The organism is Seonamhaeicola sp. MEBiC01930, assembly GCF_045277075.1.
In the GTDB taxonomy this organism is placed as follows: domain Bacteria; phylum Bacteroidota; class Bacteroidia; order Flavobacteriales; family Flavobacteriaceae; genus Seonamhaeicola.
Window position 1 is genome coordinate 2,355,877 of the sequence record NZ_CP104270.1, and the last position, 24,505, is coordinate 2,380,381.

At 33.6% G+C, this 24,505-nt stretch carries 18 protein-coding genes; 10 read left to right on the top strand and 8 right to left on the bottom strand.

What is annotated here, in order from left to right; genetic code table 11:
• Window positions 1–5: 5 nt before the first annotated feature.
• The 4 genes from N1F78_RS10310 to N1F78_RS10325 form a co-directional block, all read right to left on the bottom strand.
• On the bottom strand, window positions 6–1,196 hold the full coding sequence (locus N1F78_RS10310; protein ID WP_406683079.1) for an acetyl-CoA C-acyltransferase: 1,191 nt from the start codon (window positions 1,194–1,196) through the stop codon (window positions 6–8).
• Between the two features lie 42 nt (window positions 1,197–1,238).
• Window positions 1,239–3,647 carry a 3-hydroxyacyl-CoA dehydrogenase NAD-binding domain-containing protein gene (locus N1F78_RS10315; RefSeq protein ID WP_406683080.1) on the bottom strand — a complete coding sequence of 803 codons (2,409 nt, stop codon included), beginning with the start codon at window positions 3,645–3,647 and terminating at the stop codon, window positions 1,239–1,241.
• A gap of 19 nt (window positions 3,648–3,666) precedes the next feature.
• Window positions 3,667–4,107: a MarR family winged helix-turn-helix transcriptional regulator gene (locus tag N1F78_RS10320; RefSeq protein ID WP_406683081.1), complete on the bottom strand. Its 441-nt coding sequence runs from the start codon at window positions 4,105–4,107 to the stop codon at window positions 3,667–3,669.
• Between the two features lie 113 nt (window positions 4,108–4,220).
• Window positions 4,221–5,990 carry an AMP-dependent synthetase/ligase gene (locus N1F78_RS10325; protein WP_406683082.1) on the bottom strand — a complete coding sequence of 590 codons (1,770 nt, stop codon included), beginning with the start codon at window positions 5,988–5,990 and terminating at the stop codon, window positions 4,221–4,223.
• A 263-nt stretch (window positions 5,991–6,253) separates the two neighbouring features.
• On the opposite strand from N1F78_RS10325, the gene pflB reads away from it, so the two are divergent.
• From pflB to ppdK, 4 genes are all read left to right on the top strand, one after another.
• Window positions 6,254–8,479, top strand: a complete 2,226-nt coding sequence (gene pflB / locus N1F78_RS10330; protein WP_406683083.1) for a formate C-acetyltransferase — start codon at window positions 6,254–6,256, stop codon at window positions 8,477–8,479.
• A 98-nt stretch (window positions 8,480–8,577) separates the two neighbouring features.
• The gene (gene pflA / locus N1F78_RS10335) at window positions 8,578–9,300 is read left to right on the top strand and encodes a pyruvate formate-lyase-activating protein (RefSeq protein WP_406683084.1); all 723 of its coding nucleotides are present in this window, start codon (window positions 8,578–8,580) and stop codon (window positions 9,298–9,300) included.
• A 37-nt stretch (window positions 9,301–9,337) separates the two neighbouring features.
• Window positions 9,338–10,594: an OFA family MFS transporter gene (locus tag N1F78_RS10340; protein ID WP_406683085.1), complete on the top strand. Its 1,257-nt coding sequence runs from the start codon at window positions 9,338–9,340 to the stop codon at window positions 10,592–10,594.
• A 209-nt stretch (window positions 10,595–10,803) separates the two neighbouring features.
• Window positions 10,804–13,533 carry a pyruvate, phosphate dikinase gene (ppdK, locus tag N1F78_RS10345; RefSeq protein WP_406683086.1) on the top strand — a complete coding sequence of 910 codons (2,730 nt, stop codon included), beginning with the start codon at window positions 10,804–10,806 and terminating at the stop codon, window positions 13,531–13,533.
• Window positions 13,534–13,590: 57 nt separating this feature from the next.
• Here the strand turns inward: ppdK and N1F78_RS10350 are convergent, their stop codons facing one another.
• From N1F78_RS10350 to N1F78_RS10365, 4 genes are all read right to left on the bottom strand, one after another.
• Entirely contained in the window at window positions 13,591–14,997 is a 1,407-nt protein-coding gene (locus N1F78_RS10350; protein WP_406683087.1) for a T9SS type A sorting domain-containing protein, read from the bottom strand.
• A gap of 31 nt (window positions 14,998–15,028) precedes the next feature.
• Entirely contained in the window at window positions 15,029–18,685 is a 3,657-nt protein-coding gene (gene purL, locus N1F78_RS10355; protein WP_406683088.1) for a phosphoribosylformylglycinamidine synthase, read from the bottom strand.
• Window positions 18,686–19,000: 315 nt separating this feature from the next.
• A complete protein-coding gene (locus N1F78_RS10360) occupies window positions 19,001–19,858 on the bottom strand; it encodes a fructosamine kinase family protein (RefSeq protein WP_406683089.1) in 858 nt (285 codons plus the stop codon).
• Window positions 19,859–19,867: 9 nt separating this feature from the next.
• Window positions 19,868–21,082 (bottom strand): RsmB/NOP family class I SAM-dependent RNA methyltransferase, encoded by a 1,215-nt coding sequence (locus tag N1F78_RS10365; protein ID WP_406683090.1) that lies wholly within the window; start codon window positions 21,080–21,082, stop codon window positions 19,868–19,870.
• Between the two features lie 76 nt (window positions 21,083–21,158).
• Between N1F78_RS10365 and N1F78_RS10370 the strand changes: the two genes are divergently transcribed.
• The 6 genes from N1F78_RS10370 (at window position 21,159) to N1F78_RS10395 (ending at window position 24,504) form a co-directional block, all read left to right on the top strand.
• Window positions 21,159–21,737 carry an RNA polymerase sigma factor gene (locus N1F78_RS10370; protein WP_406683091.1) on the top strand — a complete coding sequence of 193 codons (579 nt, stop codon included), beginning with the start codon at window positions 21,159–21,161 and terminating at the stop codon, window positions 21,735–21,737.
• Between the two features lie 52 nt (window positions 21,738–21,789).
• Window positions 21,790–22,113, top strand: coding sequence for a hypothetical protein (locus N1F78_RS10375; RefSeq protein WP_406683092.1), 324 nt, complete (start codon window positions 21,790–21,792; stop codon window positions 22,111–22,113).
• 6 nt (window positions 22,114–22,119) lie between these two features.
• Window positions 22,120–22,692 carry a Spy/CpxP family protein refolding chaperone gene (locus tag N1F78_RS10380; protein WP_406683093.1) on the top strand — a complete coding sequence of 191 codons (573 nt, stop codon included), beginning with the start codon at window positions 22,120–22,122 and terminating at the stop codon, window positions 22,690–22,692.
• A gap of 136 nt (window positions 22,693–22,828) precedes the next feature.
• Entirely contained in the window at window positions 22,829–23,116 is a 288-nt protein-coding gene (locus tag N1F78_RS10385) for an EF-hand domain-containing protein (RefSeq protein WP_406683094.1), read from the top strand.
• A 30-nt stretch (window positions 23,117–23,146) separates the two neighbouring features.
• A complete protein-coding gene (locus tag N1F78_RS10390; protein WP_406683095.1) occupies window positions 23,147–23,896 on the top strand; it encodes a polyphosphate polymerase domain-containing protein in 750 nt (249 codons plus the stop codon).
• A 5-nt stretch (window positions 23,897–23,901) separates the two neighbouring features.
• Complete coding sequence (locus tag N1F78_RS10395) at window positions 23,902–24,504, top strand: DUF4956 domain-containing protein (RefSeq protein ID WP_406683096.1); 603 nt, start codon at window positions 23,902–23,904, stop codon at window positions 24,502–24,504.
• Window position 24,505 lies beyond the last annotated feature (1 nt).

The window sequence follows — 24,505 nt, forward strand, 5'->3', positions numbered from 1 at the left end:
GAAGTTTAATTCAAGAATTCGAAAATTCCGCAGGCACCTTGACCTGTTCCAACACACATAGTAACTGCACCATACTTTCCTTTCATTTCTCGTTTTCGCATTTCATCAAAGAGTTGAACTGAAAGTTTAGTGCCTGTGCATCCCAATGGGTGCCCTAAAGCTATTGCACCACCATTTACATTAATGATATCCGGATTTAAATCTAATTCTCTGATAACTGCTAATGACTGGGAAGCAAAAGCTTCATTAAGTTCAATGAGTTCTAAATCGCTTTGTTTTAGTCCAGCTAGATTTAAAGCTTTTGGGATGGCTTTCACAGGCCCGATACCCATAATACGAGGTTCTACACCAGCAGCAGCATAATTAACTAATCTTGCAATGGGTTCAAGATTTAATTCTTTTACCATGGCTTCACTCATTACTAATACAAAAGCAGCACCATCACTCATTTGAGAAGAATTACCAGCCGTAACACTACCACCCTGAGCGAATACAGGACGTAGTTTAGCTAAGGCTTCTAAATTGGTTCCTTTTCTTGGACCTTCATCTTTGGTAACCGTGTAATTTTTAGTAGCCTTTTTACCATTGGAATCAATATAAGTCTGATTTACATTTATAGGAACAATTTGATCTTGAAACCTATCTTCCGCTTGTGCTTTTAGAGCTTTCATGTGCGAGTTATAAGCAAACTCATCCTGATCTTCTCTTGATACTTTAAATTGATTTGCAACCGCTTCTGCGGTATTTCCCATGCCCCAATAATAATCTTCATGACCTGCATTAACGATGTCATAATTAAGCTCTGGCTTAAAACCTGTCATCGGTACCGAACTCATACTTTCAGCACCACCTGCAATAATACAATCTGCCATTCCCGATTGAATTTTGGCTGTAGCAATTGCTATGGTTTCAATTCCCGAAGAACAGAATCTGTTTACGGTAACTCCAGGAACATCAACACTATTTAACCCCATTAAAGAAATTAATCGAGCCATATTTAACCCTTGAGAACCTTCGGGCATTGCGTTTCCAACTATAACATCATCAATTCTTGATTTATCTAATTGAGGAAGTTCTTTTATCATATGCTGAATAGTTTCAGCAGCTAGCTCATCGGTACGTTTAAAGCGAAATAACCCTTTGGGTGCTTTACCAACAGCTGTTCTATATGCTTTAACAATATATGCGGTTTTCATAATTTTAAATTTTAAGAATTAGAAGTTTAAACTAATAGACTTCTAATTACGCAAGGGTTTTCCAGTTTTTAACATGTGCTGAATACGCTCTAATGTTTTACGTTCTGTACAAAGGCTTAAGAAAGCTTCTCTTTCTAAATCCAATAAATATTGTTCATTTACTAAAGTAGGTTCAGATAAATCTCCTCCTGCCATTACATACGCTAATTTGTTTGCAATTTTCTGATCGTGTTCACTTATAAAATTGGACGCTTCCATAGAATCCGTTCCTACTAAGAACATTCCTAAAGCTTGTTTTCCAAGAACTTTTACGTCCTTGCGTTTAATAGGTTGGGTATAACCGTTATCAGCCATAATTCTGGCATGAGCTTTTGCTGAAGCAATTTGTCTGTCCTTATTAACTACAATGATATCTTTTCCTTTTTGCAGTAAACCTAAATCAAAGGCTTCATAGGCTGAAGTTGCCACTTTAGCCATACCAATGGCTAGGAAATATTCCTGAAGAACATTTAATTCTACATCTCCTTTTCTAAATGAATCTGAGGCTCTAAGTGCCATTTCTTTAGATCCAGCACCACCAGGAATAACACCAACTCCAAATTCAACTAAACCTATGTAAGTTTCGGCTGCAGCCACAACTTTATCCGCATGCATAGAGAGTTCACATGCCCCACCTAACGATAATCCATGAGGAGCAGAAACCGTTGGGATTGATGAATAACGCATACGCATCATAGTATCTTGAAAATACTTGATTGCTCCGTTAAGCTCATCATATTCCTGTTCTACGGCCATCATAAAAATCATTCCAATATTAGCACCAACAGAAAAGTTGGCACCTTGATTGCCTATTACTAAGCCGTCAAAATCTTTTTCAGCTAAATCTATTGCTTTATTCAATCCGGCTAAAACATCACCACCAATGGTATTCATTTTAGACTGGAATTCACAGTTTAAAATACCATCACCTAAGTCTTCAATAACTACTCCGGTGTTTTTAAATACTTCGTGGCTTTTTCTAATATTATCTAAAATGATAAATGCATCTTGTCCCGGTTTTTTTGTTTGAGATTTAGATGGAATATCATAATAAAAGGTAGCTCCATTTTTAACAGAATAAAAAGATGAGCTACCTGATTTTAACATATCAATCACCCACAAAGCTGGTTCAAGGTCTTCAGCTTTCATGATTTCTATACCTTTTTCAACACCAATAGCATCCCAAATTTGAAACGGACCATGTTCCCATCCAAACCCAGCCTTCATAGCATCATCAATTTTGTATAATTCATCCGTAATTTCTGGAATTCTATTGGAGACATAGGCAAACATTGCTGCAAAGTTTTTTCTATAAAACTCCCCAGCTTTGTCTTTTCCCGAAACTAATATTTTAAATCTGTCTATAACCTTATCAACAGATTTAGTAAGTTCTAAGGTTTGAAATTTTGCTCTTTTCTTACTTCTATACTCTAAAGTGTTTAAATCTAATGACTGAATTTCACTTTTACCTTTTTCGTCTTTTACTTTTTTATAGAAACCTTGCCCCGTTTTACTACCTAACCATTTGTTTTCCATCATGGTGCTGATGAAATCTGGTAATTGGAATAATTCATGTGCCTCATCATTAGAACAGTTTTCATAAATACCATTAGCAACATGAACTAAGGTGTCTAAACCAACCACATCCACTGTTCTAAAAGTGGCAGATTTTGGTCTGCCAATAACAGGTCCTGTAAGTTTGTCAACCTCTTCTATAGTAAGGTTTAACTCTTTTACCTGATGAAATAAAGATTGTATGCCAAAAATACCAATTCTATTACCTATAAAAGCAGGCGTGTCCTTAGCTATAACAGAAGTTTTTCCTAGATACTGCTCTCCATAATTATTTAGAAAACTTAATACTTCTTGAGAGGTTTTTGGTCCTGGAATAATTTCAAATAGTTTTAAATACCTTGCTGGATTAAAGAAATGAGTACCACAAAAATGTTTTTGAAAATCTTCACTTCTACCTTCACTCATAAAGTTAATAGGAATACCCGATGTGTTTGAGGTAATTAAGGTTCCCGGAGTTCTATGTTTTTCAAGGTTTTCAAATACTTGTTTTTTTATGTCAAGTCTTTCAACTACAACTTCAATTATCCAGTCAACATCTTTAATTTTAGAAATGTCATCTTCTAAATTCCCTGTAGTTATCCTATTAGAAAAATTTTGATGGTAAATAGGTGAGGGTTTAGATTTTAAGGCTTTCTTGAAAGCATCATTTACTAACCTGTTTCTAACAGCATTATCTTTTAAGGTTAATCCTTTAGTTTGTTCTAAGTCAGTTAGCTCTCTAGGAACTATATCTAGCAATAAAACCTCAACTCCTATGTTGGCAAAGTGGCAAGCAATACCGCTTCCCATAATTCCAGAACCAATAACTGCAACTTTTTTTATGATTCGTTTACTCATTATTGTATTTTAACTAAAATTATTTTTTGTTGTAAATTTTTTTATTTGAGACCATATCCATTATAAGTTCTGAAACCTCGTAAAAATGTGCCATTTTTTCATCAGAGATATTGTTTCTAATAGCTTCATTAAAGGTTAATACTTTTTCCCTTGAATATTCCCTTTTTTCTTTTCCAAATTCGGTCAAATGAATTAAAACACCTCTGCCATCATTTGGATTAGGATGTCTTTCAATTAATCCTCTTTTTTCCATGGTTTTTAAAATCCTGGATAAACTGGTGGCCTCCATACCCATTTTAGGGCCTAAAGCTGTTGAAGGGGTACCATTTTCTGGATCAATACTTAGCAAAGTAAACCCTGTTGCCATAGTACTATCAAATTTAGCGGCTTCTTCGTTATACATCTTTTGAACTGTGAGCCAAGTCGTTCTCAGAATATAATCTATAGTTTTATCTTTCATTTCGGATGGTTAGAAGTCAAATATAAAAAAATTTACTATGCATGCATAGTAAATATGTGAAAAAGTTTCAAATTTTGTTAGTGAATAGGATAAAAACTAGCTTCAAAAAGGAGTTAAGCCTTGTAAATTTTATCTATTAATCCCTTATACTTTTCTTTAATGACTTTTCGTTTCATTTTCATTGTAGGCGTAAGGTGACCATCATCAATAGTCCAAACATCTGGTGTTATTTCAAACTTTTTAATTTGTTCCCATTTACCAAAGTCTCTATTGGCTTCATCAATTTCTTCTTGAATTCGTTCAATAAGTTTTTTGCTAGTTATTATGGTTTCTTTACTCTCAAATGCTATACCATGTCTTCTTGCCCATTCCTCAACAAATTCATAATTTATTTGAACTAAGGCTGCAGGCATTTTTTGGCCTTCCCCAATTACCATTATCTGTTCTATGAATCTAGATTGTTTAAATTTATTCTCTAACATTGCAGGAACAATATATTTACCTCCAGAGGTTTTAAACATATCTTTCTTTCGGTCAGTAATTTTTAAGAAATTATCATCACAAACTTCTCCAATATCTCCGGTATGAAAGTAATTCCCGGTCATAACTTGGGCAGTTCTCTCCGGGTCCTTATAATAACCCATCATTACATTAGGTCCTTTAACTAATATTTCGCCATCTTCGGCAATTTTAACCTCTACATTATCAATTATTCTTCCAACTGTGCCAATGTTTATACCTCCGTTAAATGGGCAATTTACAGATACTACAGGTGAGGTTTCTGTTAATCCATATCCTTCTAATATTGGCATTTCAGCTGCAGAAAATATTCTAATTAATCTAGGTTGTAAAGCAGCACTGCCAGAGACTAGAGTATCAAGATTGCCCCCTAGTCCTTCCTTCCATTTACTAAAAATTAATTTTCTAGCAATTTTTAGTTTAAACTCATACCACCATCCATTTTTTCCGTAGGGTTCAAATTCCAAACCTAATTTTACCGCCCAAAAGAAGAGCATTTTTTTTATTCCTTTTAATTCGGTTCCCTTAGCAATAATTTTGTCATAGACTTTTTCATAGAGTCTAGGAACCGCTGTCATTATATTTGGTTTAATCTCCTTTAAATTGTCACTTATTGTTTCTATGCTTTCGGCAAAATAAACTTCAATCCCACAATACTGATATAAATAAAGTATCATACGTTCAAAAACATGACATACTGGTAAGAAACTCAATGCAGAAGACTTTCCATGTTCCATTGGAACTCTTGAAGAGCTGTCTAATATGTTTGAAACCAAATTATTATGAGATAACATTACGCCTTTTGGGGTACCTGTTGTTCCGGAAGTGTAAATTAATGTTGCTAAATCTTCAGGTTTAACATTATCCTTTACAGCTTCAACATCTTTTTGATTGGAATCATCTTCACCTAACTCAATAACTTCTTTCCAATTTTTTTCTCCTTCTATATCATCAAAGGTGTACACTTCTTTAAGTTTGGTGTTTCCCTTTATCTGATTTAATTTTTCTAAAATCGTATCATCAGAAACAAAACAATAGATAGATTCAGAATGATTTAAAACATATTCATAATCTTCCTTAGATATTGTTGGGTAAATAGGGACATTTTGCGCACCTACCTGCAATACACCAATGTCTAAAACATTCCATTCTGTACGATTGGTAGTTGAAATAACGGCTATTTTATCATTAGGTTTTATACCTAATCGTAGCAATCCTCTACTAATTTTATTGGCTTGGTTAATATATTCTTTTGTAGAAATACTAACCCATTCACCATTATATTTAGATGTAAAGGCTTTTTCTAAATTGAATTTTTCAAGTTGATAATCAGGAAAATCAAAAATTCGGCTAATTTCTTTCATTGTTTTATTCAATGTAATGCACCAAAATATAAAAATAAATAGGATATACAATAAAGCTGTTAATAATAATGTGTTAAAAAAAATCATCAAGAATTGTCAAAGTGAAAAAATATCTATCATTTCTTTAGTAAAACTTCAAATTATTAAAACCCTTGATAAAGAAACTGTTAATCCATCAGTTTATGATAAAAGTCAGTTTATTCCTTAGTGATGAGCCGTAAATTTGATGTATGAAATTTTGACTAATAAAAAAGTTATATAAAATGGAAGTAAAAGAATTTAAAAGTGGTGTTTGGAATGAAACAATTGACGTTAGAAATTTTGTCATTAATAATGTAACACCATACTACGGTAATGAAGAATTTTTAGTTGGACCAAGTGAAAAAACTAAAAAGCTTTGGGATGTTTGTTTAGAAGCCTCTAAAGAGGAAAGACAAAACAATGGGGTTCGTTCTGTTGATACAGAAACTATTTCTGGTGTAAATAACTTTGGAGCTGGATATATAGATAAGGAGAATGAAGTTATAGTTGGTCTACAAACAGACGAATTATTAAAACGAGCAATGAAACCTTTTGGAGGTTTTAAGGTGGTGCAAAAAGCATTAAGTGAACATGGTTTAATAGCCAGTGATACAGTTTCAGAATTATTTTCTAAGTATGTAAAGTCACATAATGATGGTGTGTTTTCAGCTTATAATGAAGAGATTAGAAGGTTCCGCTCATTAGGTCTTTTAACAGGTTTACCAGATAACTATGCTCGCGGTAGAATTATTGGTGATTATCGTCGTATAGCATTATATGGTATTGATAAACTAATTGAATCTAAAAAAGAAGACCATAATAAGGTTACGGGTCCAATGACTGATGCTGTTATTCGTTTACGCGAAGAGGTGTCTGATCAAATTAAGGCCTTAAAAGATATGATAGAAATGGGTAAGAAATATGACCTAGATCTATCTAGACCAGCTGAAAATGCTCAAGAAGCTGTTCAGTGGACCTATATGGGGTATTTAGCTGCCGTAAAAGAACAAGACGGAGCTGCAATGTCTTTAGGAAATGTATCTTCTTTCTTAGATGTTTATATAGAAAATGATTTACAAAAAGGTTTAATTACTGAAACTGAAGCTCAAGAGTACATAGATCAATTTGTAATGAAATTACGTATGGTTCGTCACTTAAGAATGAGTGCTTATGATGAAATTTTCGCTGGTGACCCAACTTGGGTAACAGAAGCTATTGGTGGTATGTTTTCAGATGGAAGAACTAAAGTTACAAAAACTTCCTTCCGTTTCTTAAATACACTTTATAACTTAGGACCATCACCAGAACCAAATATCACGATTCTTTGGTCTAATAATTTACCTCAAAATTTTAAAAACTACTGTTCTAAAGTAGCTATTGATACGTCTTCAATACAATTTGAAAATGACGATATGATGAGAGAAATGAGAGGTTCTGATGATTATGGTATTGCATGTTGTGTGTCTTACCAAGCTTTAGGTAAACAAATTCAATTCTTTGGAGCACGTACAAACTTAGCTAAAACACTTTTATTGGCTATTAACGGTGGACGATGTGAAAATACTGGAACAAAAATGGTGGAAGGTATTGAGCCAATGGAAGATGAAATTTTAGATTTCGATAAGGTAATGGCTAAATTTAAAATTGCCATGAAAGAGGTAGCACGTGTGTATAATGATTCTATGAATATTATTCACTACATGCACGATAGATATTACTACGAAAAAGCACAAATGGCATTAATTGATACAAATCCTGAGATCAATATCGCTTATGGTGCTGCAGGTCTCTCTATTGTAGCAGATTCATTATCAGCTATAAAATATGCTAAAGTGAAACCTGTTAGAAATGAAGAAGGCTTAACTGTTGATTTCGAAATAGAAGGAGACTTCCCTAAATATGGAAATGATGATGATAGAGTAGATATTTTTGCACATGATGCCGTTAGAGATTTCAATAATGAATTAAAAGCTTTACCTGTTTATAAAGATGCAGAACCAACAATGTCTGTTTTAACAATTACATCTAACGTAGTTTATGGTAAGAAAACTGGAGCAACGCCAGATGGTAGAGCTAAAGGTGTGCCTTTTGCTCCTGGGGCTAATCCAATGCACGGACGTGATACTCACGGAGCTATTGCATCGTTAAACTCAGTTGCTAAAATAGATTATGAAGATTCTCAAGATGGTATTTCAAATACCTTCTCTATAGTACCTAAATCTCTAGGGTCAACTGAAGAAGATAGAATATCAAACTTATCTACAACATTAGATGGTTATTTCTCTAGAAATGCACAGCATTTGAATGTAAATGTTTTAAATAAAGAAACATTGCTTGATGCTATGGAGAACCCTGAAGAGTACCCACAGTTAACCATTAGGGTTTCGGGGTATGCTGTTAACTTTATCAGATTGACAAAAGAACAGCAGTTAGAAGTGATTACAAGGTCATTCCACGATTCAATGTAATTATAAATTAGTCAAATAAGAACTTCCGAAAATCAAAAATTTTCGGAAGTTCTAATTTAAAGAAGAGCCTTATCAAAACAGCAGATTATACATTAAGAGTGCATTCTATTGAATCGTTTGGAACTCATGACGGACCTGGTATTAGAATGGTTGTGTTTTTGCAAGGTTGTAAATTAAAATGCTTGTATTGCCATAACCCTGACACTATAGATACTCATGGAGGTAAGGAATATCCTATTGAAAGCTTGGTAAAGCGAGCTATAAATATGAAATCTTACTTTGGTGAATTTGGTGGTGTTACAGTCTCAGGAGGAGAACCGTTGTTGCAATCAAAAGAATTGGTGCATTTTTTTCAAAGACTTAAAGAAGAAGGTATACACACAAATATTGATACTAACGGAAGAGTGTTAAATCATTTTACTGAAGAATTATTAGATAACTATGCAGACTTAGTTATGTTAGATATAAAACATATGCATGAGGATGGTTATCAAATGCTAACAGGTCAGAAAAATAAGGAAACTACATTCAACTTTGCAAAATATAGAGAAGCCTCAGGTAAACCAATGTGGTTACGTTATGTGTTAATTCCAGGAATTACAAATACGCCAGAGTTGTTAAACGAAATGGGAGCGTATTTTAAAGATTATAAAACTATTGAAAAAATAGAGATTCAGCCTTATCACAAACTAGGTATTCATAAATGGGAATCATTAGGTTGGGAATATCAGCTAAAAGATGCCCGAGAAAATACTGAAGAAGAAATAGATGAGGCAGTAAAAATTTTAGAAAATTATTTTAAAGAAGTAAAAGTAAACTAATATGAGTTGGCGATAAACCAACTAAAAAGACAGAATTATGAGTGGGCAAAAGTTAAAAAATCGTTGGTTAATAGCGGCATCAGCTGTTGGAATTCATATCTCAATTGGGTCGGTATATGCTTATTCAGTTATGACCAATCCAGTAAAAGATATATTTGATGTAGACGGTAGTGTTATTAAATGGGCATTTAAAATAGCTATTTTGTTATTAGGGTTATCAGCAGCCTTTTTAGGACGTTGGGTAGAAAAAGTGGGGCCAAAAGTTAGTGGTACTGCTGCAGGCTTGTTTTATGGTTTTGGAATTTTAGGTTCCGGTCTAGCTGTACAACTAGAATCACTTTGGTTGTTTTATTTATGCTATGGTGTAATTGGTGGTATAGGTCTAGGTTTAGGCTATATAACTCCAGTTAGTACATTGGTGAAATGGTTTCCAGACAGACGTGGTCTAGCAACAGGAATGGCTATTATGGGCTTTGGTTTTGCTGCCTTAATTTTCGGTCCTGTTATGCAATCTTTATTTGATGCTGTTGGAGTATCTACAGCCTTTTATATTTTAGGAGCAATTTATATGATTCTAATCTTATCATCAGCTAGATATATTGAAAGACCACCTAAAGATTATTTACCTGATGGGTTTAAACCAGGAGAAGGTAAAACAATTAAAGCAGATATTTCTAATATAACGGCTAACGAAGCATTAAAAACTTCACGCTTTTATTATATCTGGATTATGATGTTTATTAATATTTCTTGTGGTATAGCAATAATTTCTGCTGCTAGTCCAATGATGCAGGAAAAGCTTAATTATACACCAATGGAAGCTGCTGCTATTGTTGGTTTAATAGGTGTGTTTAATGGTTTGGGTAGAATTATGTGGTCTAGTTTATCAGATTATTTAGGAAGAGCCAATACCTATATTGTTTTCTTTGCATTCCAGATATTAGCATTTTGGTTGTTACCTCAAATATCAATGGAATTGGCATTTTTGGTAGTGTTATTTACAGTTATTACCATGTACGGTGGAGGCTTTGCTACCTTACCAGCATTTTTAGGAGACCTATTTGGTACCAAGCAGCTAGGTGCTATTCACGGTATGGTTTTAGCAGCCTGGGGATTAGCAGGGGTTGTTGGGCCAACAATTTATGATGTTGTTAAAAATGCAACTGGATCTTTAGATGCTACACTTCTAGTATTTGCAGGTTTATTTGTTGTAGCGTTAATAGTGTCATTACTAATGAAAAGAACGGTAACTCAAGCATACAGAAAAATAAATAAAGACTTAAAATTTGCATAAAAAGCAAGTTTAAACAATTTCCATTTTTTCTTTTTTACTGAAAACCCCGAAGCGATTTTTAAAAAGCTTCGGGGTTTTCTCTGTTTTTAATTTTTTTTGTAAAACTATTGATTACAAGTTGGTTATATGATTTATGTCATAAAAAACACTGTGGTTTAAACGTATATTTAAAAGAGTTTTTAACTAAGAATAATCAAAAAGTATAAATTATGGAATTACTAGAAAATGTAAAGACACGGGTTTATAAATTTGGTAATAAAAAAGCCGATGGAAACCGGGATATGAAAAATTTGTTAGGAGGAAAAGGTGCTAATTTAGCAGAAATGAGCTCTATTGGTGTGCCGGTGCCTCCTGGTTTCACAATTACTACAGAAGTTTGTGCAGAATACAATGAGCTAGGTAGAGATGCGGTTGTTGAATTGATTAAAAATGAAGTAGAGGCATCAATAGCTAACATTGAAAAACTAATGGGAACGGAGTATGGCAATAAAGAAAACCCTTTATTGGTTTCGGTTCGTTCAGGAGCAAGGGTTTCGATGCCAGGTATGATGGACACGGTTCTAAACCTTGGTATGAATGATGAAGTTGTGTTGGGACTTGTTAAAAAAACAAATAACGAGCAATTTGCCTGGGATTCATACCGTCGATTTATTCAAATGTATGGTGGTGTAGTTTTGGGCATGAAACCAGAATCAAAAGAAGATATAGATCCGTTTGAAGAAATTATTGAAAGTTTAAAAGATAAACGAGGTATAAAGTTAGATACTGAATTTTCAGTACAAGACTTACAAGATTTAGTTTATGATTTTAAAGATTTAGTTAGAAAAAGAACAGGTTTGCTCTTTCCAACAGACCCATGGGAACAGCTTTGGGGTGCTATTATGGCGGTGTTTAATAGTTGGAATGGAGATAGAGCTATTTATTATAGAACAATGAACGGCTACCCAGCTGATTGGGGAACTGCTGTAAATGTACAAGCCATGGTATATGGTAATATGGGAGATAATTCTGGAACAGGAGTTTGTTTCACCAGAGATGCTGGAACGGGTGAAAATGTTTTTAATGGTGAATATCTAATAAATGCTCAAGGTGAAGATGTGGTAGCTGGTGTGAGAACGCCCCAGCAAATTACTAAATTGGGTTCCCAGCGTTGGGCAGAATTAGCTCAAATTGAAGAAGAAGAGCGCAAAGAATTGTACCCTTCTTTAGAAGAATTAATGCCATCGATTTTTGAAGAGTTGAATGGCTATCAGGATATATTAGAAAAGCATTATCGGGATATGCAAGATATGGAGTTTACTATGCAAGATGGCAAACTCTGGATACTACAAACAAGAAACGGTAAGCGTACTGGGGCTGCCATGGTTAAAATTGCTATGGATTTGCTCAAAGAAGGCATGATAGATGAAAAGGAGGCACTACTAATGCTTGAGCCTAATAAGTTAGATGAATTACTTCATCCTATTTTTGATCCAGCTGCATTAAAACGCTCTAATGTAATCGCTCAAGGTTTACCAGCTTCTCCAGGAGCAGCAACAGGGAAAATTGTGTTTTTTGCAGATGAGGCTGCAAAATATAAGAGCAGTATTTTAGTGCGTATTGAAACCTCTCCTGAAGACTTAGAGGGTATGAATATAGCTAAAGGTATTTTAACTGCTCGCGGAGGTATGACATCACATGCAGCGGTTGTAGCTAGAGGAATGGGTAAATGTTGTGTGTCTGGAGCTGGTGCCTTAAAAATCAATTACAAAAAGAGAACTTTAACAGTTGGAGAATATGAGTATCATGAAGGTGATTGGATATCCTTAAACGGTTCTACAGGTAATATTATTGAAGGCAAAGTGGCTACTATGGAGCCCGAATTAAGTGGTGAGTTTGCTCAGATTATGGAATTGGCAGATAAATATGGTGTTATAAAGGTTAGAACTAATGCAGATTCGCCTAAAGATGCTAAAATAGCAAGAGGTTTTGGTGCTAGAGGTATTGGTTTAACAAGAACAGAACACATGTTTTTTGAAGTTGATAGAATTAAAGCTATGCGTGAAATGATTCTAGCCGATACTGTTAAAGTTAGAAAGCAAGCTTTAGAAGAACTATTGCCAATGCAACGGGTAGATTTTGAAGGTATTTTTGAAGCTATGGAAGGAGAGGCTGTAACCATTCGTTTGTTAGACCCTCCATTACATGAATTTGTGCCACATCAATTAGCCACTCAAAAGGAGTTGGCAGAAGATTTACATGTGCCATTGCAAGCCGTAAAAAATAAAGTTGCGGAGTTAGAGGAATTCAATCCTATGTTAGGTCATAGAGGTTGTAGATTAGGTAATACCTATCCTGAAATCACTGAAATGCAAACGCGAGCTATAATTGAGGCTGCTTTAAATCTTAAAGAAAGAGGTGTTATCTGTAAACCAGAAATTATGGTGCCTTTAGTAGGAACTGTTAAAGAATATGAAGCTCAAGAGGAAATTATAAGAAATACGGCTAGCCTTATTTTTGAAGAGCGAAAAGATTCAGTAGAATATCTAGTAGGAACCATGATTGAGATTCCTAGAGCAACCTTAATGGCTGATTTAATTGCTGAAAAAGCAGATTTCTTCTCTTTTGGAACAAATGATTTAACGCAAATGACCTTTGGTTATTCACGTGACGATGTTAGTAAGTTTTTACCAATATATATTGAAAAAGGTATTTTAAAAGAAGATCCTTTTGAAGTTCTTGATCAAGAAGGCGTAGGGCAATTAGTTAAAATTGGAACCCAACGTGGTAGAAGCTCTAAACCGAACTTAAAAGTTGGTATTTGTGGTGAGCACGGTGGAGAACCTAGCTCAATAGAATTCTGTTATAATACGGGGTTGGACTATGTGAGTTGTTCGCCTTACAGAGTGCCTATAGCTAGATTAGTATCTGCTCAAGCGGCTATAAAAACAACTTTATAGTGTTCAAATTTTTTCTTTTTTTAATTAACCCCGAAGTTTTGCTTTGGGGTTTTTTTATTACTCCTTTACAATTTTAAAGGTTCTAACTTTTTCATTAGCCTCTACTTTTAAAATATAAAACCCAGATGGTAGGTTAGAAATTTCTATTGATTTATTTTTAGATTTACCTGAATGCACAAGTTTTGATTCAAAATCATAGATACTGTAGTTAAAATTCTTAGTATTATAATTTTTAATACTTATTTTATCTATAGCTGGGTTAGGATAAACATAAGGTAACTCAGAGCGTTTAACAGATTGGTTTTCGTTATTAAGGTTACTGCAAGAGGAATCCAGATAACTTTGTAAATCGTGCCTGTCGTGTGTTTTTTCGTAACCTAAAAGCTTTGCCTTTTTAAGATATGTACAAGAGTTTTTAAATGCTCCCATATCATGATAAATAACCCCAAGATTTCTTAAAGCAAAACTGTTCTCTTGGTTTATTTTTAAAGCTTCTTCTAAATCTAATATGCCTTTATCAGATGCTCCTAATTTATGATGTAAAAGTCCTCTAATTGTTCTTAAATCTCTTTCTGGATTGCCCATGACACGTTTATATAAGTTTGCTTCATTTTTAAAGGCAATATTAACACAGGTCAAAGCTTTCTCATATTCCTCTAAATCTGTATATGCTGCTGAAAGTCCCCAATGAGCGAATGAATGTCCAGGAACCATTTCTATGGCTCTGTTTAAAAAATTAATACCTAATCTATAGTTTTTAATTTTTACTAAATAGTTCCCAAGGTTGTAATATAATCTACTTTCTTTAGGAGAGGCTAAAATTGCTTTAAATTTATAATGAATGGCGTGATTTTCCATTTCATAATAAGAATAGATATTGGCTAAATAATCATAAACACTTCCAACAAGTTTTTCAGGTAACTCTTTGGTTTCCTGAATTTTTAGTATTTTTTTCTCAAGTTTTTTGTAATCACTTATTGCTAAGGTGTAGTTGCCAAAGTAATGCCTAATTCTAGCACGTTGAGCTCTTAGTTTAGTGCTATTGGGGTTTTCTTTAATAGCAAGATTGATTTCTTTGAGCTTTTTATGGTAATCTTTGACCTTTTCTTCAGTTTTCTTATTGAATTCTATTATATGGTCTTTACGGTTTATAAGTCTACCGTTTTTAAAATTCCAAGTGGTTAACTTTTCACCCTTTTTATTGAATTTGTATGATTTACCATTTAATCTTCCATTGTTAAAAATAAAGTCTTCATTTAATTCACCAGATTTATAGAAAGTTTTAATTCTATCAATCTGCTTGTTATTGTTATACCATTTAATTTGAGATATAACTTTATCCTTATAGTAGAATGTTTTTTTAGTATTAGTTACTATTTCACTGGGTAAATTTCTTGCTTGGGCTAATACATTGAAACTCCAAGTAGAAATAATGGTAAAAAGAATAAATAAGTTGTTTTTCACAATTCATTTTCAAATTAGAATTGTAAGATAATTAATTCTTTTCAATCCACTTTCTAGCATTCACAAAAGCTTCTAACCAAGGTGAAACTTCGTCTTTACGCCCATCAGGATAGTTGGCCCAATTCCATTGGAATGTAGAACGTTCTATATGTGGCATGGTTACTAAATGACGTCCAGTTTTGTCAGTCATCATAGCTGTGTTAAAGTCTGAACCGTTTGGATTATGTGGATATTCAGCATAACCATACTTAGCAACAATGTTATATTGGTCTTCACTGTATGGTAAATTGAATTTACCTTCGCCATGAGAAATCCAAACACCTAAAGTAGTGCCGGCAAGCGTTGAAAGCATTACCGAATTATTATCTTGAATTTTTACAGAGGTAAATGAACTCTCGTGTTTATGAGAATCATTATGGTGCATTTTACCATGAACCTCATGGTCTGGATTAATAAGGTCTAACTCCATCCAAAGCTGACAACCATTACAGATTCCTACTGAAAGGGTGTCTTGTCTGGCAAAGAAATTTTTAATAACCTGTCTTGCTTTTTCATTGTATTTAATGGCACCCGCCCAACCTTTTGCAGAACCTAAAACATCAGAATTACTAAAACCACCTACAGCACCTAAAAACTGGATATCTTCAAGAGTTTCTCTACCAGAAATTAAGTCGGTCATATGTACATCTTTTACATCAAAACCAGCTAAGAACATAGCGTTAGCCATTTCACGCTCAGAATTACTTCCTTTCTCACGTAGAATAGCTGCTTTTGGTCTGGTGTTTCCTATTTCAGGAAGTTTACCAGTAAAATGCGCTGGAAATGTATATTGTAAAGGTTGATTTTTATAATTGTTGAATCTATCTTCAGCTAAATTATTAGCGGTTTGTTTTTGATCTAAAAGATAAGAGGTCTTGTACCATACATCACGTAAACGCGAAATAGTCATGGTAAATACCTCAGCGCCGTTAATTACGCTTAAGGAGTCACCTTCAGTAACTTTTCCAATATTATGGAAATCAATATTAGCCGCAGATAATACAGTTTCAATTGAGGAATCTTTAGATTGAATAACTATACCCGCATTTTCGGCAAATAGAATTTTTAACGAATCATTTTCATTTAGGTTAGATAAATCTAATTCTGCCCCAATGTTGTTATCCGCAAAACAAAGTTCTAATAGCGTGGTAATCAAACCACCAGAGGCCACATCATGCCCTGCAACAATTTGTCCGTTTCTTATTAAATTTTGAACGGCGTTGAAAACTGTTTTAACATACCCAGCATCCTTTACGTTAGGAGCGTCATTTCCAATTTTATTTAAAACCTGAGCAAATGAACTTCCACCTAATTTAAAGTTGTCTTGGGATAGGTTAATATAATAAATATCACCACTATTTTTCTTTAAAACAGGCTCAACAACTTGAGATATATCATTACAATTTGCTGCTGCCGAAATAATAACCGTACCTGGAGAAATCACATCTTCATTAGGATATTTCTGTTTCATTGAAAGCGAATCTTTTCCAGTTGGCACATTAATACCTAAATCAATGGCAAATTCAGAAATAGCTTCAACGGCTTCGTATAAGCGCGCATCTTCGCCTTCATTTTTACAGGGCCACATCCAGTTGGCAGATAAAGACACATTCTTTAAGCCGTCTTTTAAAGGTGCCCAAATAATATTGGTTAGAGCCTCAGTTATAGAGTTTCTGCTTCCGGCTACCGGATTAATTAATCCAGAAATAGGAGAGTGCCCAATAGAAGTGGCGATACCCTCTTTTCCTTTGTAATCAAGAGCCATAACACCAACGTTATTTAAAGGTAACTGTAATGAACCTGCACATTGCTGTTTAACTACTTTACCACCAACACAACGGTCTACTTTATTAGTTAACCAATCTTTACAAGCAACCGCTTCAAGTTGCAGTACTTGGTCTAAATATTTGTAAAAATTATCAGAGTTATATGTAACATCAGCATACTGTCGTATAACTGTATTATCAGTCATGATAGTTTTTGGTGAGCTACCAAACATATCTTCCATTGCCAAATCCATAGGCTTATTACCTTTGGTTTTAGACTGGAATGTAAATCTATCATCACCAGTAACATCACCAACGGTGTACATTGGCGAGCGCTCACGGTCTGCAATTTTATGTAGTGTTTCTAAATGGTCTTCACCAATAACCAATCCCATACGTTCTTGAGATTCGTTACCAATAATCTCTTTGTCTGAAAGGGTAGGGTCTCCTACAGGTAAGGCATCTAAATCAATTTTTCCGCCAGTATCTTCAACTAACTCTGACAGACAGTTTAAGTGTCCACCAGCACCATGATCATGTATAGAAACAATAAAGTTTTCTTCACTTTCAACCATACCACGTACGGCATTAGCAGCACGTTTTTGCATTTCTGGGTTAGAACGTTGTACCGCGTTTAACTCAATACCCGATGCAAATTCACCCGTATCCGCACTAGATACCGCAGCACCACCCATACCAATACGGTAATTTTCACCACCAAGAATAACTATTTTATCACCAGTTTTAGGTGTATCTTTTAGTGCCTGGTCTGTTTTACCATAACCAATACCACCAGCTTGCATAATAACTTTATCAAAACCTAATTTACGAGCCTCCTCTTCATGTTCAAAAGTTAAAACCGAACCACAAATAAGAGGTTGTCCAAATTTGTTTCCAAAGTCAGACGCTCCGTTTGATGCTTTTATTAAAATATCCATTGGTGTTTGGTACAACCAATCACGTTCTTCAACTCCTTTTTCCCAAGGACGGTTTTCTTCTAATCTAGAATAGGAAGTCATGTAAACCGCAGTTCCTGCTAATGGTAAAGATCCTTTTCCACCAGCTAATCTATCTCTAATTTCACCACCCGAACCTGTTGCAGCTCCGTTAAAAGGCTCTACGGTTGTTGGGAAATTGTGGGTTTCCGCTTTAAGCGAAATAACCGATTCAAAATCTTCAGTAGTATAATAATCAGGAATATCTGCACGTTTTGGTGCAAACTGTTCCACTTTTGGACCCTTAATAAAAGCCACATTATCTTTATATGCAGAAACAATATCGTTAGGATTTTGTTTCGATGTTTCTTTAATTAACTTGAATAACGATGTTGGTTTTTCTTCACCATCAATTACAAAAGTGCCGTTAAAGATTTTATGACGACAGTGTTCACTATTTACCTGTGAAAATCCAAACACTTCAGAGTCCGTTAATGGTCTGCCAATTTTTTCTGAAACGCCTTCTAAATAGGTTACCTCTTCATCACTTAAAGACAAACCTTCTTGTACATTGTAGGCTGCAATATCTTCAATGGCTAGAATAGGTTCTGGTTCAATATCAATGGTAAAAGATTCTTGATTTAACCCGTTAAATTTTTCAGAAATCATGGGGTCATAATCTTTAAAATCTTCTGAAACGGCATTAAATTCCTCAATTCTAATAATGTCTTGAATACCCATGTTTTGGGTGATTTCTACAGCATTAGTACTCCAGGGTGTAATCATAGCAGCACGTGGGCCAACAAAAAAAGCATCTAATGATGCTTGCTCTATTTTTGGCTGGTTGCCAAATAACCATGTAAGTTTAGAAATGGTTTCAGTTGATAATTCTTCTGTAGTTTGAACAGCAAAAATATGGCTGTTTGTGTTTCCAAAGAAATGAATCATTATATGATATTTATAAGATAAAATTGAAAATGCAAAAATACACTTTTTTAACGATTCATTACTTATTTTTTAAGGAAAGCACAGCTTGATGTTAACAGGGTTTTTAACAAAGTGTTGTTTTAAGTAAAAGCGTAATTATTTGAGGTTGTCGTTTAACTTCAAGGATATGAGTCGTTTTAATGATTTATATCCAACGTTAAACGAAGGTAGTTGAAAATTATTACAAAATCAAGTGTTTGTTATTACTATGAATGCCGGGATATATTTTGGTTAAATTGTGTGGATTCTCGCCTACGTAGGTATGACAGGGAGATGTTAAAGGTATTTTTGAAGTATAGATTTTACTGAACCATAATAGCTAGACCCAAATAGGTTTAAATGCACCAATAAATAATACAATTGATAAAGATCTATACGTGCTGAGGTGTCAGCATTAGAAGGGTAATGAGAAAAATAAGATTCATAGAAATGCTCACCAAAACCACCAAACAGTTTGGTCATAGCAATATCAACTTCGTTGTGACCGTAATAAACCGCAGGATCAATTAAATAGGGCTTTCCATCTTTTGAAATTAGATAATTACCGCTCCATAAATCGCCATGAAGTAATGAGGGTTTAATATTATGAAACAATGATTCAGTTTGATTTATAATTTGTTTTTCTAGTGGACATTCAGAATCAGACAGTAAACCTTTTTGTTTTGCCATTTCCAGTTGCGGTAGCAAGCGCTCATGCGTATAAAAAGATGCCCAAGTATTGTGCACCGTGTTTTTTTGTGGCAAACTACCAATGTGATTATCTGTATTAAATCCAAAGTTTTTACTAGTACTTTGATGTAATTGCGCCAATTGGTTTCCAAGAACTTCAAAGTCTTTACTAGAAGGTTGTTTAGTTTCAATCCATTCCATTAAAATAAATGAAACGTTTTCAATGGTGTTAAAGGCATAAACTATGGGAGTGTCTATGGTCTTGGTAGCGGCAATGGCTTGAAGTCCTAAAGCCTCTGTCTTAAACATGTGATACTTTTCTAAGGTATTGGTCTTTACAAAGTATTTTTGTTTATCGGTTTTAATAACAATGGCTTCCGAAATATCACCACCAGAAACAGATTGAATAGTTTCAATGTTTTGATTTAAAAAGTTTTCAAAGTATTGAACTAGGATTTTATTCATAGGGTTAAATTAACCCTTTCTCTCTAAAAGTGCCATATAAAACCCATCAAAACCAGACTCATGAGCCAATACTTTTTTGTCTTTAACAAAAGTGAAATCAGCTCCAGCTTCAGACTTCAAAAAGGTTTGTACTTGATTTTGATTTTCAGAAGGTAATACAGAACATGTAGCATAAACCAATTTACCTCCAGGTTTTACCATTTTAGAATAGCGTTGTAAAACATCCTTTTGAACTCCTCTAATTCTATCAACAAATTCAGGCTCTAATTTCCATTTGGCATCAGGGTTTCTGCGCAACACGCCTAATCCAGAACATGGAGCATCAATTAAAACACGGTCTGCTTTGTTGTATAATTTTTTAATAGGTTTAGTAGAATCAAGAACTTTTAAATCTATGTTATGTACCCCGTTGCGTCTAGCTCTAATTTTAAGTTTTTTAAGCTTACTTTCGTAAATATCCATAGCCACAATTTGCCCTTTATTTTGCATTAAAGATGCTATGTGCAATGTTTTACCACCAGCACCTGCACAAGTATCAACTACTTTCATACCTGGTTTTACATCTAACATTTCTGCAACTAATTGAGATGATGCGTCTTGAACTTCAAAGAATCCTTTTTTAAATGCCTCTGTTACAAATACATTGGCGCGTTCTGTTAGTTTTAATGCCGATGGATAGCCTTTTAAAAATTCGGTTTCAATATTATGGTCAAATAATTCATTCTGTAATTGCTCTTTTGAGGTTTTAAGGGTGTTTACTCTTAAAATAACTTCAGCCTGTTGGTTTTGAGCAGCTATCTCTTTGGTCCACTTAGCCTCACCTAATTCTTCAACCCCTAAATTATCAATCCAATCTGGAATAGACTCTCTGTACACCCTATTTTTTGAAAGCTCATCAAACTTTCCTTTAATTTTTCGAGTAGGTGTACCATCAAAGTATTTCCAGTCTGGAAGTTTTATACCTTTTAAAGTAGCCCAAACCGCAAACATACGCCATAAGTTGTCTCTGTTAAAAGGTTCTTTAACTTCTGCAATTTCTGAATATAATCGTTTCCAACGTACGATATCATAGGTGGTTTCAGCTACAAAACCACGGTCTCTACTTCCCCAACGTTTGTCTCTTTTTAATAATTTCTGAATAACCTTATCAGCGTAGTTCTCGTCATTAAAAATTTCGGTTAATCCATCAATAACCGCAAAGCATAAGTTTCTGTGTAAGCGCATGTTAACTATTTGAGGCGCAAAGGTACGTTAATTCATTAATAAAATTTCTTTAATTTGCACGTATTAATAGCGCTAATTGGAGGATAAAGATTTTATAAATGATTTAAAGGCTGGAAAACAGTTTGCCTATGCTAAACTTATTGATCTTTTTCAGCAAAAGGTTTTTGCAACTTGTATTTCATTTATTCCAAATAAAGAAGATGCCGAAGATATTGCTCAAGATGTTTTTGTAGAGGTTTATAATTCTATAAATAAATTTAAAGGAGAGTCAAAATTGTCTACTTGGATTTATAGAATAACAACCAACAAATGTTTGGAGTTTATTAGAAAGCGGAACACTAAAAAGCGTTTTGCATTTTTACAGTCTATTTCTGGAAATGAATTACCTTTAGATAAAACTAAATATTTCACAGAGATTAATCATCCTGGTATTGTTCTTGAAAATAAAGAAAAGAGTGAAGTGCTATTTAAAGCTATTAATAAATTGCCAGAAAACCAGCGTGTTATGTTTACGCTTAGTAAGGTAGATGGTTTAAGTTATAAGGAAATTGCAGAAATTACAGGTAAGAGTTTGTCATCTGTAGAATCTGTTTTATTTAGGTCTAAAAAGAGCCTTCAAAATATTTTAAAAAATTATTACAAAAATGAGTCTTAACGCAAGTTTTTAAAAAATATTGCATCTAAATTCATATAAAACGTTTAAAGCGATGGAAACAAAAACTACAATAGATCATAAAATTAATGATACCATAGGGGCTATGGATAGTTTGGATCCCATAAAGGTTTCTCCATTTTTTAAGGATAAAACTATGAATGTTTTATTTGCTGAGAAGCAGATAGAACAGAATGCATGGAGTTGGTTTACTCCTAAAATACAGTTGGCAACATTAGTGTGTGTAGTGTTTTTAAATGTTTATGCATTTACTAAATTAGATGCAAGTACAAATTCTTATGATAGTGAATTAAACGAGTTTGCAGAAACATATGGTTTATTATCTAGTACCGAGTCTTCAATTTTTAATTTAGAATAAATTGTAATGAAGAAAAATTTACTCTTATATATATTGCTGATTTTTTTAATTGTAGTTAATGGTTTTTTTCTTTTTAATTATTTGGGAAAATCTAGTTCTGCATCTACTCAGATGCCAAAAGGTAAAGGGCCTATAAGTTTTATTGTAAATGCACTTGAGTTTTCTGATGAACAAATGGATAAATTAGAAATAATTAATGAAGAGCATCATATGTCTATGCGCGGTATTACCAGGCGGGAATTAGTCCTAAAGGAAGAATTGCATGAGCTTATAAGTAAAGAAGAGGTTTCAGATGATGAGGTAGATTTTCTTTTTAAGGATTTGGGGAATACTCTAATAGACCACGAAAAAAAGATGTTTTATCATTTAAGACGTATAAGAATGCTTTGTAATGAAGGGCAAAAGCTAAAATTTGACCAAATAATTAAAGAAGCAAAACGAGGAAGAAGACCCGGACCAGGAATGGGAGAGCGTCCTCAAGATAGAAGAAACGGACCACCTCCTAGAGGTGAGGATGGTGGAGGGCCACCTCCAACAAGAGGCGAGGATTTTGGCGGACCACCGCCAACAAGACCATAAAACTTTCAAAACCCTAATACACTTGTTATTAGGGTTTTTTGTTTTCATCTGCTTAGCAATCTGTTAAAATTTAGTTAACAGCACAAGTATTTTTCATTCTCTACATCTAAAAAGACATAACAACAAATTTTAGATTATGAAAAGTAGTTCAATTATATCAACAGCATTTGTGTTTTCTATGGCATTTTTAATGTCTAATATTTCTTTTGCACAATCAGAAGACAGACCTGAAAGAAAAGGACCTCCAACTTATAAAATGCTGTTAGAAGAAATGGATAGCAATGAAGATGGGAAATTATCAGCAAAAGAAGTTAAAGGACCATTAAGCAAAGATTTCGACAAAGTAGATTTAGACGAAGACGGGTTTATTACGGAGGAAGAATTTAAAAAAGCACCTAAGCCTAAAAGAAGAGAGAGAGAATAGTCTTAACCTTTTAACCTAATCTGCTTATAAATGAATCCAAATATCCCCAAACTTATTAAAGAATTAAAATCAATTTCCTTAGGTGAAATGGATAGTGTCTCTTTGATGAAAAGAACAGATACCAAATTTATTATTGATGAAAAAGATTTAATTGCCGTTTTAAAAAACATTAAAGACAAGTATAGGATTCTTGAAATTGAAGGTAATAGAGTTCTAACATATTCATCATTATATTTTGATACGCCTACTAAAAAGTTTTATCACGATCATCACAATAGAAAGATAAATAGAACTAAAGTTAGAATGCGTAAATACGTAGAGTCAGACTTATGTTTTTTAGAAATAAAACAAAAGGATGGTAGAGGTAAAACCACAAAATCAAGAATTCCAATTGATGATTTTGAAACTGAATTATCTGATAATTCAATTGAGTTTATTAAAAATACCACACAAGAATCATTTGATTTAGAACCTATAATTTGGAATGAGTTTAACCGGATTACTTTGGTTAATATAGAAGGTAAAGAACGTATAACAATTGATTTAAACCTGTCTTTTAAAATTAATGACGCCTTTAAAGCTTATAATAATTTAGTAATCATTGAAGTAAAACAAGAGCGTTTCACAAGAACCTCTCCTGTTGTGAAACAATTGAAATTAATACAAATCAACCCTTATAAAATTAGTAAATATTGTATTGGAATGATAAGCGTTTATAACGATTTGAAATACAATAGATTTAAAAGTAAACTAATTAAAGTAAATAAATTAATAGCTTAATATTTATGGAGTTTTTAGAGATACCAGTATTTGATGATGACTTTTTTAAAATGATGTTTAGGTTCTTCATCAACTTTACATTTTTAACCCTTATCATTAGGTTTATCTACTATCCAATGGCAAAGCGTAAAGATTATGTTTTTACATATTACTTAATAAGTGCCATTGTGTTTTTTCTATGTTTCACCCTTAAAAAATATGAGTTAGACATAGGTATGGCTCTTGGTTTATTTGCCATTTTTGGAATTATTCGATATAGAACAGATGCCATTCCTATAAAAGAAATGACCTATTTATTTGTGGTTATAGGTGTATCTGTAATCAACTCTTTGGCAAATAAAAAAATGAGTTATGCCGAAATTGTAGGAGCTAATGCCCTAGTCATTTTTGTACTCATAGTTATAGAAAGGTATTGGGCTTTAAAACAGGAGGAATCAAAATCTATTGTTTATGAAAATATTGAAAATATTAAGCCTGAGAATTACCCGCTTTTAAAACAAGATTTAGAAGACAGAACAGGTTTGTCTATTAATAAAGTTACCATAGGAAATATAGATTTTTTAAAAGATACTGCGGAGGTAACCATATTTTACTTCAGGGCAAATTAAT